At 68.8% G+C, this 16,972-nt stretch carries 16 protein-coding genes and 1 riboswitch; of the genes, 12 read left to right on the forward strand and 4 right to left on the reverse strand.

The genetic code is table 11. From position 1 onward, the window contains the following. Nucleotides 1-29: 29 nt before the first annotated feature. Complete coding sequence (locus ACZZZF_RS06760) at nucleotides 30-1,409, reverse strand: MFS transporter (protein WP_053095414.1); 1,380 nt, start codon at nucleotides 1,407-1,409, stop codon at nucleotides 30-32. Between the two features lie 154 nt (nucleotides 1,410-1,563). Here ACZZZF_RS06760 and ACZZZF_RS06765 point away from each other — a divergent pair, with 154 nt between their 5' ends. The 8 genes from ACZZZF_RS06765 to ACZZZF_RS06800 are packed head-to-tail and all read left to right on the forward strand — an operon-like array spanning nucleotide 1,564 to nucleotide 10,046. Continuing rightward, nucleotides 1,564-3,018 carry a fumarylacetoacetate hydrolase family protein gene (locus ACZZZF_RS06765; protein WP_320491365.1) on the forward strand — a complete coding sequence of 485 codons (1,455 nt, stop codon included), beginning with the start codon at nucleotides 1,564-1,566 and terminating at the stop codon, nucleotides 3,016-3,018. Then, nucleotides 3,015-3,701 (forward strand): GntR family transcriptional regulator, encoded by a 687-nt coding sequence (locus ACZZZF_RS06770; RefSeq protein ID WP_053095412.1) that lies wholly within the window; start codon nucleotides 3,015-3,017, stop codon nucleotides 3,699-3,701. The genes ACZZZF_RS06765 and ACZZZF_RS06770 overlap by 4 nt, the downstream gene beginning before the upstream one ends. Further along, nucleotides 3,698-5,194, forward strand: coding sequence for a 5-carboxymethyl-2-hydroxymuconate semialdehyde dehydrogenase (gene hpaE, locus ACZZZF_RS06775; RefSeq protein ID WP_463497690.1), 1,497 nt, complete (start codon nucleotides 3,698-3,700; stop codon nucleotides 5,192-5,194). The genes ACZZZF_RS06770 and hpaE overlap by 4 nt, the downstream gene beginning before the upstream one ends. 13 nt (nucleotides 5,195-5,207) lie before the next feature. Next, nucleotides 5,208-6,371, forward strand: coding sequence for a 3,4-dihydroxyphenylacetate 2,3-dioxygenase (hpaD, locus tag ACZZZF_RS06780; protein ID WP_053095410.1), 1,164 nt, complete (start codon nucleotides 5,208-5,210; stop codon nucleotides 6,369-6,371). Nucleotides 6,372-6,421: 50 nt separating this feature from the next. Further along, entirely contained in the window at nucleotides 6,422-7,207 is a 786-nt protein-coding gene (locus ACZZZF_RS06785) for a fumarylacetoacetate hydrolase family protein (RefSeq protein ID WP_463497693.1), read from the forward strand. Continuing rightward, the gene (locus tag ACZZZF_RS06790) at nucleotides 7,192-7,995 is read left to right on the forward strand and encodes an HpcH/HpaI aldolase family protein (protein WP_463497696.1); all 804 of its coding nucleotides are present in this window, start codon (nucleotides 7,192-7,194) and stop codon (nucleotides 7,993-7,995) included. Before ACZZZF_RS06785 ends, ACZZZF_RS06790 begins: the two co-directional genes overlap by 16 nt. Nucleotides 7,996-8,053: 58 nt before the next feature. Beyond that, on the forward strand, nucleotides 8,054-9,301 hold the full coding sequence (locus ACZZZF_RS06795; protein WP_230101191.1) for an MFS transporter: 1,248 nt from the start codon (nucleotides 8,054-8,056) through the stop codon (nucleotides 9,299-9,301). Nucleotides 9,302-9,323: 22 nt separating this feature from the next. Continuing rightward, entirely contained in the window at nucleotides 9,324-10,046 is a 723-nt protein-coding gene (locus ACZZZF_RS06800; protein ID WP_463497699.1) for a DUF6882 domain-containing protein, read from the forward strand. Nucleotides 10,047-10,066: 20 nt separating this feature from the next. Here the strand turns inward: ACZZZF_RS06800 and ACZZZF_RS06805 are convergent, their stop codons facing one another. Next, nucleotides 10,067-10,543 carry a DUF4188 domain-containing protein gene (locus ACZZZF_RS06805; RefSeq protein WP_072590897.1) on the reverse strand — a complete coding sequence of 159 codons (477 nt, stop codon included), beginning with the start codon at nucleotides 10,541-10,543 and terminating at the stop codon, nucleotides 10,067-10,069. Between the two features lie 65 nt (nucleotides 10,544-10,608). On the opposite strand from ACZZZF_RS06805, the gene ACZZZF_RS06810 reads away from it, so the two are divergent. Together ACZZZF_RS06810 and ACZZZF_RS06815 are read left to right on the forward strand one after the other, a co-directional pair. Further along, a complete protein-coding gene (locus ACZZZF_RS06810) occupies nucleotides 10,609-11,169 on the forward strand; it encodes a TetR/AcrR family transcriptional regulator (RefSeq protein ID WP_261987829.1) in 561 nt (186 codons plus the stop codon). A 61-nt stretch (nucleotides 11,170-11,230) separates the two neighbouring features. Next, nucleotides 11,231-11,785: a hypothetical protein gene (locus ACZZZF_RS06815; protein WP_056277411.1), complete on the forward strand. Its 555-nt coding sequence runs from the start codon at nucleotides 11,231-11,233 to the stop codon at nucleotides 11,783-11,785. Nucleotides 11,786-11,887: 102 nt separating this feature from the next. On the opposite strand, the gene ACZZZF_RS06820 is transcribed toward ACZZZF_RS06815, so the two are convergent. Further along, nucleotides 11,888-12,766: a bifunctional methylenetetrahydrofolate dehydrogenase/methenyltetrahydrofolate cyclohydrolase gene (locus tag ACZZZF_RS06820; RefSeq protein WP_056277410.1), complete on the reverse strand. Its 879-nt coding sequence runs from the start codon at nucleotides 12,764-12,766 to the stop codon at nucleotides 11,888-11,890. Next, the gene (gene glyA, locus ACZZZF_RS06825) at nucleotides 12,763-14,037 is read right to left on the reverse strand and encodes a serine hydroxymethyltransferase (protein ID WP_053095402.1); all 1,275 of its coding nucleotides are present in this window, start codon (nucleotides 14,035-14,037) and stop codon (nucleotides 12,763-12,765) included. Before glyA ends, ACZZZF_RS06820 begins: the two co-directional genes overlap by 4 nt. 35 nt (nucleotides 14,038-14,072) lie before the next feature. Beyond that, a riboswitch (ZMP/ZTP riboswitch) is annotated at nucleotides 14,073-14,157 on the reverse strand. Nucleotides 14,158-14,209: 52 nt separating this feature from the next. Between glyA and ACZZZF_RS06830 the strand changes: the two genes are divergently transcribed. Continuing rightward, nucleotides 14,210-15,739, forward strand: coding sequence for a family 20 glycosylhydrolase (locus ACZZZF_RS06830; RefSeq protein ID WP_463497701.1), 1,530 nt, complete (start codon nucleotides 14,210-14,212; stop codon nucleotides 15,737-15,739). After that, nucleotides 15,736-16,902 carry an N-acetylglucosamine-6-phosphate deacetylase gene (nagA, locus tag ACZZZF_RS06835; RefSeq protein ID WP_053095400.1) on the forward strand — a complete coding sequence of 389 codons (1,167 nt, stop codon included), beginning with the start codon at nucleotides 15,736-15,738 and terminating at the stop codon, nucleotides 16,900-16,902. Before ACZZZF_RS06830 ends, nagA begins: the two co-directional genes overlap by 4 nt. Nucleotides 16,903-16,972: the final 70 nt, after the last annotated feature.

Raw genomic sequence — 16,972 nt, forward strand, 5'->3', positions numbered from 1 at the left:
GCGGACGTGCGCTCGTGCGTGGATGCGGGTCAGGCCCTGGCGAGCCCGCGGATCGGGCTCACGGACTGCTCCTCCTCGTGATCCGGCCCCAGCGGGATGCCCGAGCGATCACGCAGCAGCAGCGTCGCCACGAGGCCGAGCAGCGTCATGCCGGCGAGGTACCACGTGACGGCCTGCGTCGAGCCGGTCGCCTGCACGATGGCGGTCGCGATGGTCGGCGCGAACGCACCGCCGGCGATGGCGCCGATCGCATACGAGATCGAGACGCCCGAGAAGCGGATGCTGGCGGGGAAGAGCTCGGTGTAGAGCGCCGCCTGCGGCCCGTAGGTGAAGCCGAGACCGATCGTGAGGATCGCGAGGCCGGCGAACAGCAGTCCGACCTGGCCGGTGTTCACGAGCGGGAAGAGCGTGAACACACCGACGAGCTGCATCACCCAGCCGATGATGTAGGTGGTGCGCCGACCGATGCGGTCCGACAGCCACCCGGCGATGAGCGTCGTGATGAGCCAGGTGACGGCCGAGCCGGTGACCGCCCACAGCACCGGTCCGCGCTCGAGACCGATCGGGCCCTCGGGGTTGGTGGCGTAGCCCTGGATGTATCCGCCGGTTGTCATGTACCCGACCGCGTTGTTGCCGGCGAAGACGAGGGCGGCGACGATGACGAGCAGGAGGTGCTTGCGGAACAGCTGCACGATCGGCATGCTCGCCTTCTCCTTGCGCTCGGCGAGCTCGATGAACACCGGGCTCTCCTCGACCTTGCGGCGCACGTAGTAGCCGACCAGGATCAGGACGACGCTGAGCAGGAACGGGATGCGCCAGCCCCACTGGATGAACTGGTCTCCGGGGGCGATCGCCGTCATCAGCGCCATCACTCCCGACGCGAGCAGCAGACCGAGCGGCACACCGATCTGGGGCGATGCGCCGAAGATCCCGCGCTTCTTCTTCGGGGCGTGCTCGACGGCCATCAGCACCGCACCGCCCCACTCGCCTCCGGCCGAGATGCCCTGCAGGATGCGCAGCAGCACCAGCAGGATGGGTGCGGCGATCCCGATGGCGTCGTAGGTCGGCAGGACTCCGATGAGCGCGGTCGCCGCTCCCATCAGGATCAGCGTCCACATGAGAACGGTCTTGCGTCCGAGCTTGTCGCCGTAGTGTCCCGCGAGGAACGCTCCGAGCGGGCGGAAGAGGAAGCTGACGCCGACGGTGGCGAAGGCGATCAACGCGCTGTTCGCGCCGAGCGGCTCGAAGAAGAGCTGCCCGAAGACCAGCCCGACCGCCGTGGCGTAGATGAAGAAGTCGTACCACTCGACCGTGGTGCCGACGACGGTGGCGAACACGACCCGGCGCCGATCGGCCGGTGTCGCGATGGTTCCGGTGGGTGTGAACCCAGCCTGTGACTGCCCGCTCATAGGGGTGTCTCCTTTGATTGTGACCGCATTGTCACGGCTCGCGTCCGAGGTGTGTCGAGTTGCTTGCCGAGGGGTGACACGATGATATATGATTTCGAATACGACGCACAAGGCGTCGACGTGAAGCGCGAGGAGGCGCCCCGTGACGGCATCCATGACCCGCCCCGGCAAGATCATCGCGATCCATCTGAGCTACGCCTCCCGTGCCGACCAGCGCGGCCGGCGCCCCGCAGCTCCCTCCTACTTCTTCAAGCCGGCGAGTTCCGTCGGTGTCTCCGGGGGCACGGTCGAGCGCCCGGCCGGCACCGAGCTGCTCGCCTTCGAGGGCGAGATCGCGCTCGTCATCGGCACCCCTGCCCGCCGCGTCTCGCTCGATGACGCGTGGAGCCATGTCGGCTGGGTCACCGCCTCGAACGACCTCGGCCTCTACGACCTGCGCGCCAACGACAAGGGATCCAACGTGCGATCCAAGGGCGGCGACGGCTACACGCCTCTCGGTCCCGAGCTGATCGACGCCCGCGCGGTCGACCCCGCGGCCCTGCGTGTCCGGGCCTGGGTCAACGGAGACCTGCGTCAGGACGACACCACCGCCGGCCTCATCTTCCCCCTCGCCCAGCTGGTCGCCGACCTCTCTCAGCACTTCACGCTCGAACCCGGCGACGTCATCCTCACCGGCACGCCGGCGGGTTCCTCCGTGATCGTCCCCGGCGATGTGGTCGAGATCGAGGTGGATGCTCCGGATGCCGAGGGCTCCCCCTCCTCGGGACGCCTGGTGACCACCGTCACGCAGGGCGATGTGCCCTTCGACGCCGAGGTCGGCTCGCTTCCCGCCGTCGACGATCTGCAGCGCACCGAGGCATGGGGCTCCCGCGAAGACGCGGGTCTGCCGCCTGAGGCCACGTCCGCGCTGTCCCCCGAGCTCCGCGCCAAGCTGATGGAAGCTCCGACAGCAGGCCTCTCGTCGCAGCTGCGCAAGCGCGGACACCACTCGTGCTTCATCGATGGCGTCTCTGCGAACCTCCCCGGCAGCAAGATCGTCGGCACAGCCAAGACGCTGCGCTTCGTGCCGTTCAGAGAAGACCTGTTCGCGAGCCATGGCGGCGGATACAACGCCCAGAAGCGGGCGTTCGATGCCGTCGGCGAGGGCGAGATCATCGTGATCGAAGCGCGCGGCGACGCGACCACCGGAACACTGGGCGACATCCTCGCGCTCCGCGCCCGCGCCCGCGGCGCCGCCGGAGTCGTGACCGACGGCGGTGTGCGCGACTTCGACGCGGTCGCCGAGATCGGCCTCCCGGTCTTCTCGCAGGGCGCTCATCCCTCCGTCCTCGGACGCAGGCACGTGCCGTGGGACTCCGACGTCACCATCTCGTGCGGCGGCGCCACGGTCCAGCCGGGCGACATCATCGTGGGCGACGGCGACGGCGTCATCGTGATCCCTCCCTCGCTCGCCGAGCAGGTCGCAGACGATGCTCTCGCGCAGGAGATCGAGGACGCGTGGATCGCCGAGCAGGTCGCCGCCGGACATCCGGTCGACGGCCTCTTCCCGCTCAACGCCGCGTGGCGGGAGAAGTACGAAGCCGCCACCGGCACCGGTGCCGGCTCATGACGACGGTGGCGAACTCCAGCAAGTCGGAGCAGGCGTACGCCTGGATCCGCTCACGGATCTCGGGACACGTCTTCGGCCCCGGTTACCGTCTGGTGCTGGGATCGTTGGCGGAAGAGCTCGGGATGAGCGTCGTGCCGGTGCGTGAAGCGATCCGCCGGCTCGAAGCCGAGGGCCTCGTGACGTTCGAGCGCAACGTGGGCGCGCGGGTGACCCTCGTGGACGAGAGCGAATACGCGCACACGATGCAGACGCTCGGGCTGGTCGAAGGCTCGGCCACCGCCCTCTCCGCTCCCTTCCTCGACGCCGAGGCGCTCGACGCCGCGGAGGCGGTGAACGAGCGGATGATCCAGATGCTCGGTCATCTCGACGCCCACGCGTTCACCGAGCTCAACAGGCAGTTCCATTCGCTGCTCTTCGAACCCTGCCCGAATCCGCACCTGCTCGACCTCGTGCACCGCGGCTGGGCGCGGCTGTCCGGCATCCGGGATTCGACCTTCGCCTACGTGCCCGGCCGGGCTCAGCACTCGGTCGAGGAGCACGCGCAGATCCTCGAGCTGATCCGAACAGGCGCCGACCCGCTCGAGATCGAGCTCGCCGCCCGCAACCACCGCCTGCGCACGAGGGACGCCTTCCTCGACGCGCTGCACACCCGTTCTCACCACAACTCAGGAGACGAGTCATGACCGATTCCCGCATCCCCGCAGACCTGCCCGACCACATCCAGCACTACATCGACGGAGCGTTCGTCGACTCCGTCGACGGTGACACGTTCGATGTGCTCGATCCGGTGACGAACAAGACCTACACGACCGCAGCCGCCGGCAAGAAGGCCGACATCGAGCTTGCCGTCGCCGCTGCCACGCGCGCGTTCAACGCCGGCCCCTGGCCTCGGATGCTGCCGCGGGAGCGCTCGCGGGTGCTGCACAGGATCGCCGACATCGTCGAGTCGCGGGATGCCCGCCTCGCCGAGCTCGAGTCGTACGACTCCGGCCTGCCGATCACCCAGGCGCTCGGCCAGGCCCGCCGCGCGGCCGAGAACTTCCGCTTCTTCGCCGACCTGATCGTCGCCCAGTCCGATGACGCTTTCAAGGTCCCCGGCAAGCAGATGAACTACGTCAACCGCAAGCCGATCGGCGTCGCCGGCCTCATCACGCCGTGGAACACGCCGTTCATGCTCGAGTCGTGGAAGCTCGGCCCCGCACTCGCGACCGGCAACACCGTGGTGCTCAAGCCCGCCGAGTTCACGCCGCTCTCCGCCTCGCTCTGGGCGGGCATCTTCGAGGAGGCCGGGCTGCCGCAGGGCGTGTTCAATCTCGTGAACGGCCTCGGCGAAGACGCCGGAGACGCCCTCGTGAAGCACCCCGACGTGCCGCTCATCTCGTTCACGGGCGAGAGCTCGACCGGACAGCTGATCTTCGGCAACGCCGCACCGTTCCTCAAGGGCCTGTCGATGGAGCTCGGCGGCAAGTCCCCCGCCGTCGTCTTCGCCGATGCCGATATCGAGGCCGCGGTCGACGCGACGATCTTCGGCGTGTTCTCCCTCAACGGCGAGCGCTGCACCGCCGGCTCCCGCATCCTCGTCGAGCGCTCCATCTACGAGGAGTTCGTCGAGCGCTACGCCGCCCAGGCGAAGCGCGTGAAGGTCGGCTACCCGCACGACCCGGCCACCGAGGTCGGCGCGCTCGTGCACCCCGAGCACTACGACAAGGTGATGAGCTACGTCGAGATCGGCAAGACCGAGGGCCGCCTCGTCGCCGGCGGCGGCCGCCCCGAGGGCTTCGACGAGGGCAACTTCGTCGCGCCGACGGTGTTCGCCGATGTCTCCCCCGATGCCCGCATCTTCCAGGAGGAGATCTTCGGCCCCGTCGTCGCCATCACCCCGTTCGACTCCGACGACGAGGCGCTCTCGCTCGCGAACAACACGAAGTACGGCCTGGCCGCCTACATCTGGACGAACGACCTGAAGCGCGCCCACAACTTCGCGCAGTCCGTGGAGGCGGGCATGGTGTGGCTGAACAGCAACAACGTGCGCGACCTGCGCACCCCCTTCGGCGGCGTCAAGGCTTCGGGCCTGGGCCACGAGGGCGGCTACCGCTCGATCGACTTCTACACCGACCAGCAGAGCGTGCACATCACGCTCGGCGGCGCGCACAACCCGACCTTCGGCAAGAACTGAGCAAGGACCCGACATGACCGACAAGACTGCGAAGACGCTGACCTCCTCGGGCTACTACGTGAGCCAGGAGGCTCCGATCGAGACCGCCAACCCGATCGCGACGCCCGAGAGCACTCCCCCGGACGTGCTGCGCTGCGCCTACATGGAGCTGGTCGTCACCGACCTCGCGGCCTCGCGGGTGTTCTACGTCGACGTCCTGGGGCTGTATGTCACCGAAGAGGACGACGAGGCGATCTACCTCCGCTCGACCGAGGAGTTCATCCACCACAACCTCGTGCTGCGCAAGGGGCCGATCGCCGCTGTCGCCGCGTTCTCCTACCGCGTGCGCTCGGCTGAGGATCTCGACCTCGCCGTGGCGTTCTACACCGAGCTCGGCTGCGACGTGCGCCGCAACCCGGAGGGCTTCGTCAAGGGCGTCGGCGACTCGGTGCGCGTGGTCGACCCGCTGGGCTTCCCCATCGAGTTCTTCCACCAGTCCGACCACGTCGAGCGCATGTCGTGGCGCTACGACCTGCACATCCCGGGCGAGCTCGTTCGACTCGACCACTTCAACCAGGTCACCCCCGACGTGCCCCGCGCCGTGAAGTTCATGCAGGACCTGGGATTCCGTGTCACGGAGGACATCCAGGACGATGAGGGCACCGTGTATGCGGCATGGATGCGTCGCAAGCCCACCGTGCACGACACCGCGATGACCGGCGGCGACGGTCCGCGCATGCACCACGTCTGCTTCGCGACGCACGAGAAGCACAACATCTTGGCGATCTGCGACAAGCTCGGAGCCCTCCGCCGCTCCGACGCGATCGAGCGCGGCCCGGGCCGTCACGGCGTCTCGAACGCGTTCTACCTCTACCTCCGCGACCCCGACGGTCACCGTGTCGAGGTCTACACGCAGGACTACTACACGGGCGACCCCGACAACCCCGTCATCACCTGGGATGTGCACGACAACCAGCGCCGCGACTGGTGGGGCAACCCGGTCGTCCCGTCCTGGTACACCGAGGCCTCGCTCGTGCTCGACCTCGACGGCAACCCGCAGCCCGTCGTCGCCCGCACCGACGACTCCGAGATGGCCGTCACGATCGGCGCCGACGGCTTCTCCTACACGCGACCCGGCGACGACGAGGCCATGCCGGAGTACAAGCAGGGCGAGTACAAGCTCGGCCACCAGCTCTGATCGATTCATCCGCAGGTTCGCACGCAGGTTCGCACACAGAGGAGAGACGGATGCTGTCAGCAGACATCGTCGCGCAGATCGCCGGAGAACTCGCCGAGGCCGACCGGACCCACTCGGTGATCCCCCGGATCACCGCCCGGTACCCGGACGCGACGGTCGAGGACTCATACGCGATCCAGGGGGTCTGGCGCGACTCGCAGATCGCCGCGGGACGCCGTCTCGTCGGACGCAAGATCGGATTGACGTCGAAGGCGATGCAGCAGGCCACCGGCATCACAGAGCCCGACTACGGGGTGATGTTCGACGACACCGTCTACGAGTCGGGTACCGAGATCCCGGTCGACCACTTCTCGAACGTGCGCATCGAGGTCGAGCTCGCGTTCGTGCTCAAGCATCCGCTCGAGGGACCCGACTGCACGCTCGACGACGCCCTCGCCGCGATCGACTACGCCGTGCCGGCGCTCGAGGTGCTGAACTCGCACATCGAACTCGAGGGCAGGACGATCGTCGACACGATCAGCGACAACGCCGCCTACGGGGCCATGGTCCTCGGCGATGTGCACAGGCGCCCGGACGAGATCGACCTGCGATGGGTGCCCGGCGTGCTCTCGCGCAACGGCGAGATCGAGGAGACCGGAGTCGCCGCCGGCGTGCTGGGCCACCCCGCCACCGGCGTCGCCTGGCTCGCGAACAAGTTCCACCAGCACGGCGCGCGTCTCGAGGCCGGCGAGGTCATCCTGGCAGGATCGTTCACACGCCCGATGTGGGTGTCTCGCGGCGATCAGGTGCTGTGCGACTACGGACCGATGGGAACGATCGAATGCCGCTTCATCTGAGCCCCTCCTTCCGCGAGCATCTCGCCGCCTCCGATCGCCCGCTCATCGGGATGTGGGCGTGCTCCGGCAGTTCTCTCGTCACCGAGGTGGCTGCGGGCTCGGGCCTCGACTGGCTGCTGATCGACATGGAGCATTCGGCCAACACGCTCGAGTCCACGCTGCTGCAGCTGCAGGTCGTCGCCGCCTATCCGATCACCCCGGTGGTGCGCGTGCCGTCCAACGACACCGTGGCGATCAAACAGGTCCTCGACCTCGGAGCACAGAACCTCATCGTCCCGATGGTCTCGTCGGCCGAGGAGGCACGCGCGGCCGTCTCGGCGACCCGCTATCCGCCAGAGGGTGTCCGAGGAGTCGGAAGCGCGCTCGCCCGCAGCGCCCGCTGGAACCGGGTCGACGGCTACCTGCGCGACTCGGCGCGGCACACCTCCCTCATCGTGCAGATCGAGACGGTCGCCGGGGTGGAGGCCGCCTCCGAGATCGCGGCGGTCGAGGGCGTGGACGCCGTGTTCGTGGGCCCGTCCGACCTCTCCGCGTCGATGGGCCTGCTCGGGCAGCAGACGCATCCGGATGTCGTCGCCGCCGTCGAGCAGGTGTTCGCCGCGGTCGCGGCCGCAGGCACGCCCGTCGGTGTGAACGCCTTCGATCCCTCCGCCGCCGATGCGTACACCGCCGCCGGCGCGGACTTCGTGGCGGTCGGTGCCGACGTGGCGATGCTGGCACGCGCATCCGAGGCTCTGGCCGCCCGCTTCATCCCGGCATCCGACGACACGACCCGCTCCAGCTACTGACGCCTGCCGCTGCCCTCGAGTGGCAGGATTGACGGATGCAGAGCAGCGACGAGCCGTCATGATCCGCGCCCTCGCAGCGATGCAGGACCGAGGATTCCGCTGGTTCTTCCTCGCCCGCGCCATCACTCTGATCGCAGGGTCGATGTCGTCGATCGCGCTGGCCTTCGCCGTGCTCGAGATCGACAACGACGCACGCTCGCTCTCCCTGGTCCTGGCCGCCTTCACCGTCAGCAACATCGTCTTCCTGCTCTTCGGCGGCGTGATCGCCGACCGGCTGCCTCGCGCGCTGATCATCCAGTCCTGCTACGTCATCGACATCCTGACGGTGGGCGCGATGGCCGCCCTCCTGTTCAGCGGCACAGCCACGGTTCCCCTGCTCGCTCTGCTGTCGGTCGTGAACGGTGCGTCCACCGCGTTCGTGCTCCCCGCCATGCAGGGGATCATCCCGCAGCTGACCTCCCCCGAGCACCTGCAGCAGGCCAACGCGATGCTGTCGTTCGTGCGCTCGGCGACCACGATCGGCGGCCCGATCATCGCGGGCATCGTCGTGGCCGCGGCCGGCCCCGCCTGGGCCATGGTCGTTCAGGCGATCGGCTGGGTCATCGCGATCCCCGTCCTGGCGATGGTCCGACTGCCTCCGCCTGATCATGCGGGCGGAACCACGATGTTCCACGACCTCAGGATCGGGTGGCAGGAGTTCTGGAGTCGCACGTGGCTGTGGGTCATCGTTCTCGCCTTCATGGTGATGAACGCCATCCACATCGGCGCGTGGGGCGTCGTCGGTCCGTACATCGCCAAGAACGACGAACGGCTCGGCATCGCCGGCTGGGGGTGGGTCGTCAGCGCCGAAGGCGTCGGCATCCTGCTCATGACCCTCGTCCTGATGTGGTTCCCGCTGAAACGCCCCCTGCGCTACGGCATGATCGGCATGGCCGCGTTCGCGATCCCGCTCACCGTCCTCGGCGTGCACCCCGCGGTGGTGCTGCTCGCCATCGCCGCCTTCCTCGCCGGCGCCGGGGCCGAGGTGTTCAGCACCGGGTGGAACCTCGCGATGATGGAGAACATCCCGGGCGACAAGCTGTCCCGCGTCTCGAGCTACGACATGCTCGGCAGCTTCGTCGTGATGCCGATCGGCACCCTCGTCTACGGCTGGCTGATCACCCGCAGCGATGTCGAGACGGTGCTGGTCACCTCGGGGATCCTCTATGCCGTGCTCGCCGCCGTGACACTGGTGGTACCGAGTGTCTGGCGGATGGGCCGCCCCTCCGATGCAGTGTCCCCGCGCTCGGAGTTGGCGGATTCATAGCAATCCGGGCGAGACTGTGGGCATGACCTTCGCCGCGCTCCAGCCGCTCGCAGACCGTGCCGCACTGTTCTCCGCCCTCCGTCAGGACTCCCTGACCACCGCCCTCGAGGACCTCGGTGACAATCGATGGGATGCCGACATGGCGGCGGGCACCCTCACCTTCACCTCGAACGCCGATGCCACGCGCCGGCTCGTGGCCCGCGCCCACCTCGTCGCGACGATCGCCCCCGGTCCCCGCTCGCTGCTCTGGGCGTGGGCGCACCCGCAGGGCGACCCTGCCGGCATCGCCGGCCAGCTGCGCGATTACGGCAGGGAGCACGGCATCCCGGAGCTGAGCGAGCAGGAGCTCCCCTTCCCCGTGGACGCCGCCGGCGACGCCGACTGGATCACCGCAGCCGCCCACACGGTCGGCGCGGTCGCGGTCGAGCTCACCGGTCGAGCGCCCTACTACCTCGCGCCGGTCGGCGGCGGCACGTACGCCGTCTTCCTGCTCGATGCGCCGCTCCCCGCCCTGACCGTCGCCGCAGCCTCCATCGCCCTTCCGCGGATCCTCTCGGGCCTGGCTCTGCCTGATGCCCGGACGGCGGTCTGGGACGCCGCCCGTCTCGCCGGGTGGAACCTCACGTGGACCGACGAGGCGTTCTCGGGGGCCACGGTCGCCGACGGCACGGGCACTGCGACCTTCCGCTTCGACGAGCAGGCTCGCATCACGAACATCGAGAGCAGCCTGCACCCCCAGGGCTGAGCTCTGATGATGCCGGCGCGTCAGCGACCCATCCGCTGGCGCGCCGTCTTCATGCCCGGCCCCACGGGGACGTGCGCGGTCGCCGCCGCGAGTCCGAATGCCGGCATGTCGACGTAGACGGCCTCCAGATCCGCTGTCGGCACCTGATAGGTCTCATGCCACACGCCGACACTCCCCGTTCCCTGCAGCGTGCGCATGAAGTCGCGCCAGGGCTGCAGATGGGGTGCGTCGCGGTCGGCGGCGAACCGCTGCAGATGCTCCGGACTCTCCCAGTACGACAGCAGGATCGTCGTGCGACCGAACCAGCTGTGCACTCCGAGCATCCCCGCCTCCGGGTGCGTCACGAGATGCTGCAGCATCGGGGGCATCTTGCTGGCCGTCCGCCACACCCTGCCGAGCTGCCACCACCGATTGGCTCGCATCCCGATCAGGAAGACCGTCACATCCGATCGTTCCGGAGCGGCGGTGAACCTGCCGGGGAAAACGTGCTGAGTCATGCGCTCTCCTTGGAACATCGTTACGTAACTGCGTTATGCAACAACGTTACGATAAGATCGATCCCATGGCAAGACCTCCCCTGTACGACGACGCCCTGCGCGACCGCCTGCTCGACGCGACGGCCGAGATGGTCGACGACAAGGGACCCGAGCGGATCAGTCTCCGCGACATCGCACAGAACGCCGGCACCTCGACCTCAGCGGTCTACGCGCTGTTCGGCGGGAAGACCGAACTGCTCGTCGCGGTCATCGAGCACGGCTTCGCGTCGTTCGGCGAGGCGCAGGCCACGGCCGAACCGGAAGGGCTCCGCGCACTCGGATTCGCGTATCGGACGTGGGCGATGGAGAATCCCGCGCTCTACCGCCTCATGTTCGGCGGCGCAGTGGCGACCGAGGACTGCCGCCCCGATGACGCGACCATGAGCACGGCGATGGCGCCGCTCGTGCGCGCGCTCGCGGCCCGCGTCGACGAACCGCAGGTCATGGCCGCCGCTCTCACCGTCTGGGCGCAGGTGCATGGAGCCGTGAGCCTCGAACTCGCCGGGGTCACTCCCCCGCTCGTCCCGTGGGACTCCGTCTACGGCACCGTGGTCGATGCGGTCGAACGCGCGTTTCCCGCACGCTGATCCCCACCAGGCTCCGCACGGAGATGCCGCGGCATCCGAGAGTGTGTGGAATTCTGGTCAGATGAAGAACGGAATCGTCCGGTTCGCCGCACTCTACGTGTTCAACGTCGCGGTGCTGCTGCTCATCGGCCTGCTGTCGTCGGGTGTCTCTGTCGGGTTCACCGCGCTGTGGGCGGCCGTCATCCTGACGCTCGCGGCGCTCTTCGTGAAGCCGCTGCTCACCGCGGCGTTCCGCAACGCGGCGGCGAAGTCCGCGGCCGATCGCACGAGGACCGGCGAGAAGGTCGTCCAGTACGTCCTCGTCTATCTCGTCGAGCTGCTCATCTGGGTGGCCGTCGTCTGGCTGAGCGGCGTCCGAGCCTCGGGCTTCTGGAGCTACGCGCTCCCGCCGCTCTTCCTGCTGTTCGGCTGGATGATCTACGACCAGGTCGACGACAGGCTGCGGGCGAAGGCCGGCGAGCTGTACGACGCCGTGCAGGGCAAGGTGTCGCGCCGCAAGCCGGCGCCCGCAGCCTCCACGCCCGCCCCGGAGACGACCGCCGCCGCGGAGGCGCGGGAGGAGCTCCACGACGGTCTGACCCCGGAGCAGCGGCGGATGCTCGACGAGCTGGGCTGAACGCAGACGGTCCCGATCCCGGGCCTCAGACCGATCCGCAAGCGGATCGGAAGGGGAAGTCCACGGATCGGGACCGACGATGCAGATCGAGACCGGCGACGGTCAGACCAGGCGTTCCGCCGCCTCGACGACGTTGGTCATGAGCAGGGCGACGGTCATCGGACCGACTCCGCCCGGGTTCGGCGACACCCAGCCCGCGACCTCGGCGACATCCGGGTGCACGTCTCCGAAGACGAGGTTCTTGCCCGTCTCGGGGTCGGTCTCGCGGGTCACGCCGACGTCGAGCACGGCGGCGCCCGGCTTGACGTCCTCGGCGCGGATGAGGTGCTTGACGCCCGCGGCGGCGACGATGACGTCGGCCTCCCGCAGGTACCGCGGCATGTCGACCGTGCCGGTGTGCGTGAGCGTGACCGTCGCGTTCAGGTCGCGGCGCGTCAGCAGCAGGCCGATCGAGCGACCGATCGTCACGCCTCGTCCGACGACCACGACGTGCTTGCCGGCGAAGTCGTAGCCGTTGCGCAGCAGCAGCTCGATGACACCCCGCGGCGTGCACGGCAGCGGGGTGTGGATCGGGTTGTTGACGTTGAGCACGAGTCGACCGAGGTTGGTCGGGTGCAGTCCGTCCGCATCCTTCGCCGGGTCGATCCGCTCGAGGATCGCGTCCGTGTCGATGTGCTTCGGCAGCGGCAGCTGCACGATGTATCCGTGGCAGTCCGGATCGGCGTTGAGCTCGTCGATCAGCGCCTCGACGTCGGCCTGGGTGGCATCGGCCGGCAGCTCGCGCTGGATCGAGTTCATCCCGATCGCCTCGGACTGACGGTGCTTCATACCGACGTAGAGCTGAGATGCCGGGTCGGCTCCGACGAGAACGGTCGCGATGCCGGGCACCACGCCCTTCGCCTTCAGCGCGGCGACCCGTTCGGTGAGCTCGGCCTTGATCGCGGCCGACGCCGCCTTGCCGTCGAGGATCTTCGCGGTCACTGCTGCAGGTCCGGGTAGAGCGGGAAGCCTGCGGCGAGCGCATCGACACGCGCACGGAGCGCCTCGACGTCGGCGCCGGGGAGCAGCGCGAGTGCGATCACGTCGGCGACCTCGGTGAACTCGGCGTCGCCGAAGCCGCGGGTGGCGAGTGCCGGCGTCCCGATGCGCAGACCCGAGGTGACCATCGGCGGGCGCGGGTCATTCGGCACCGCATTGCGGTTGACGGTGATGTGGATGTCGTGCAGCAGGTCCTCGGCCTGCTTGCCGTCGATCGCGGCGTCACGCAGGTCGACGAGCACCAGGTGCACGTCGGTGCCGCCGGAGCGCACCCCGATGCCGGCATCCTTCACATCCTGCTGCGAGAGACGCTCGGCGAGGATGGACGCTCCGCGCAGCGTGCGCTCCTGGCGCTCCTTGAACTCCGGGGTGCCCGCGAGCTTGAACGCCGTCGCCTTCGCGGCGATCACGTGCATCAGGGGGCCTCCCTGCTGCCCCGGGAACACAGCCGTGTTGAGCTTCTTCGCGAGGTCGGCGTCGTTCGTCAGGATGAAGCCCGAACGGGGGCCGCCGATCGTCTTGTGCACGGTCGACGAGACGACGTGCGCGTGCGGCACCGGGTTCGGGTGGAGGCCGGCGGCGACGAGGCCGGCGAAGTGCGCCATGTCGACCCAGAGCAGCGCGCCGACCTCGTCGGCGATCGCACGGAAGGCGGCGAAGTCGAGCGTGCGCGGGTATGCGGACCAGCCGGCGATGATGACCTTCGGCTTGTGCTCGAGGGCGAGGCGACGCACCTCGTCCATGTCGATGGTCGAGGTCTCGGGGTCGACGCCGTAGGCGACGATGTCGTACAGACGGCCGGAGAAGTTGATCTTCATGCCGTGAGTGAGGTGACCGCCCTGGTCGAGGGCGAGGCCGAGCAGCGTGTCGCCGGGCCGAGCGATCGCGTGCAGCACGGCGGCGTTCGCGGATGCTCCCGAGTGCGGCTGGACGTTCGCGAACTCCGCGCCGAACAGGTCCTTGGCGCGCTGGATCGCGAGCTCCTCCGCGACGTCGACCTCTTCGCAGCCGCCGTAGTAACGACGGCCGGGGTATCCCTCGGCGTACTTGTTCGTCAGCACCGAGCCCTGGGACTGGAGCACGGAGACGGGCACGAAGTTCTCGGATGCGATCATCTCGAGGAACGTCTGCTGCCGTGCGAGCTCTCGGTCGAGGACCTGTGCGATCTCGGGGTCGACCTCGGAGAGTGGGGCGTTGAAGTAACGGTCGGTCATGACATGCTCCTCTGACAACGGATTCGAAGGGTGTACCTATCGGCCCAGGCGCGCGGTCGAATTCCGTGGTCAGTCGCTCCCCGGTGGTAGTCCACCCAGACGCCAGTCGCGACGTGAGAAAGCATAGCGGATTTCCCTGTGCTGCCGACTCTGCGCACGGTAGGTTTTGTTCATGGTCCTTCCCCATTCCATGCCCCTTGTTCCTCTTCCCGCTTCCTCCATCGCCGTGGATGGTCGGCTGCCCGTCTCCGACGGCCTGCGAGTCATCGGCGACTCCCCCGCGGCGGCCCAGCTGATCGACGCCGTCGCGCGCCGCAGCGGCATCCGGCTCTCGCACTCGACGGACAGCGACGGCGCCGGCGACGGCGTCGCGTCGACGATCGTCCTGCGGATCGACCCCACCACGGCGCCCGAAGGATACGGGCTCACAGTCGGCGACTCCGTCGAGATCGTGGGCGGCGACGAGGCAGGACTCTTCTACGGCATGCAGACGCTGCTGCAACTGCTCCGCGAGGACGACGAGGGATGGGCGTTCCTGCGCGCCGAGATCACCGACGCGCCACGATTCACACGTCGCGGCGTCATGCTCGACGTCACGCGTCACTTCTTCGACGTCGATGAGGTCAAGAAGTTCATCGACAGCACCAGTGCCCTGAAGTTCAATCACCTGCACCTGCACCTCAGCGACGACCAGGGCTGGCGCATCCAGATCGACTCGTGGCCGAAGCTCACCGAGCTCGCCTCGTCGACGGCCTCCCTCGGCGACCCCGGCGGCTTCTACACGAAGGACGACTATCGCGAGATCGTCACGTACGCCGCTGAGCGGCACATGGTCGTGATCCCTGAGATCGACCTCCCCGGTCACACGCACGCCATCGGCGTCGCGTATCCGGAGCTCGTCGAGGATCCGGTCATGAACGACAGCCTGATCGCCGAATCGGCGCGCCTGGGGCAGCCGCTCCCCGTCGCAGGCGAGCCCTATCTCGGGTGGGGCGTCGGGCACTCGAGCGTCCGCATCCATGAAGAGCGCACCTACGAGTTCGTCCGTGACGTCGTGCGCGAGCTCGCCGAGATGACCCCGGGTCCGTACATCCACATCGGCGGCGACGAGTCCCTCGGCACCCCGCAGGCGGACTTCGATCTGTTCGTCGAGCGCGCCACCGCGATCGTGTTCGAAGAGGGCAAGATCCCCGTCGCCTGGCACGAGGTGGGCGCAGCGAAGGACATCGCCGAGGGGACGATCGGCCAGTACTGGGGCAAGACGACGCCCGAGGGATCGCACGCTGAGGAGGCGGCGCACTTCGTCGAGCGCGGCGGGGCGCTCATCATGTCGACCGCCGACGTCGCCTACCTCGACATGAAGTACACCGAGGATTTTCCGCTCGGACTCACCTGGGCCGCGATCATCGATGTCCGCAGGGCGTACGAGTGGGAGCCGACCGCTGTGCTCGACGTCCCGGAGTCCGCGATCCTCGGCATCGAGGCTCCGCTGTGGAGCGAGACCACCCGCACCCTGAGCGAGGTCGAGCAGCTGGTCTTCCCGCGTGCCGCCGCTCAGGCGGAGGTCGCGTGGTCACCGCGCGACGCCGACGGCCGGGACTGGGAGTCGTTCCGCGGGCGACTCGGCGCACTCGCCCCGCTGTGGAAGGCTGAGGGCGTGGACTTCCACCCCGCAGACGAGATCCCCTGGAGCGAGCGATGACATCCGTTTCGACAGCGACGGGATCGGTCGTCATCCACTCGGCCCGACTGATCGACCACGGCGTCGAGGTCGCGGACGCCTGGGTTCGCATGGAACACGGGCGGGTCGCCGCTCTCGGCACCGGCCAGACGTGGGCCCCCGCCGATGAGGTCGTCGACGCGACCGTCGTCGCCGGGCCGGATGCCGTGCTCACACCCGGATTCATCGACATCCACTGCCACGGCGGCGCCGGAGCGTCGTTCGACGACGGGCCGGAGGCGATCCGCTCGGCTCGCGCTCTGCACCGCGCTCATGGCACGACACGATCGGTGATCTCCCTCGTCACCGCCCCCGTCGACGCCCTCGCTCGACGCGTGGCGCAGATCGCCGACCTGATGGAGTCGGATGCCGACATCCTGGGTTCGCATCTGGAAGGGCCCTTCCTCGACCCGGCGCACCACGGAGCTCACGAGCCGTCGCTGCTGCGCACTCCGACACGAGACGACGTCGCCCGCCTGCTCGACGCCGGCCGCGGGACGATCCGGCAGGTGACGATCGCACCGGAGCTCCCCGGCGGTCTCGAGGCGATCCGGATGATCGTGGACGCCGGCGCTGTCGCAGCGGTGGGACACACGAGTGCGGATGCCGCGACTGCGGACGCGGCATTCGAAACCGGCGCCTCCGTGCTGACCCACGCCTTCAACGCCATGCCCGGAATCCATCACCGAGCGCCGGGGCCGGTACTGGCGGCGGCGGCCGACCGCCGCGTGGTGCTCGAGGTGATCGCCGACGACATCCACCTCGACCCGCACGTGGTCAAGCTCGTGTTCGACTCGGCACCCGGTCGCGTCGCACTCATCACGGATGCCATGGCGGCTGCCGGCAGCGCCGACGGGCACTACGACCTGGGTGCGGTGAGCGTGACGGTCCTCGACGGCATCGCGCGCGCGGACGACACGGGATCGATCGCGGGGTCGACGCTCACCCTCGACGTGGCGCTGCGCAGGGCGACCGCGGCGGGCGCACCTCTCACGGAAGCCGTCCGGGCGCTCACCGAGACACCGGCGGGAGCGATCGGATACGGCGACCGGATCGGTCGCCTGGCGGTCGGGTTCGTCGCTGACGCGGTGCTGCTGAACGCACAGCTGCAGGTCGCTCGCGTGTGGGTCGGCGACCGGCCGTAGCCCGGTGCGGGTGAGGGGCCGCCGTTCCCCAGATCGGCGACCCCGTCACAATTCCCCCCACGTTGCGAGA

Source organism: Microbacterium sp. AC215 (genome assembly GCF_979258645.1).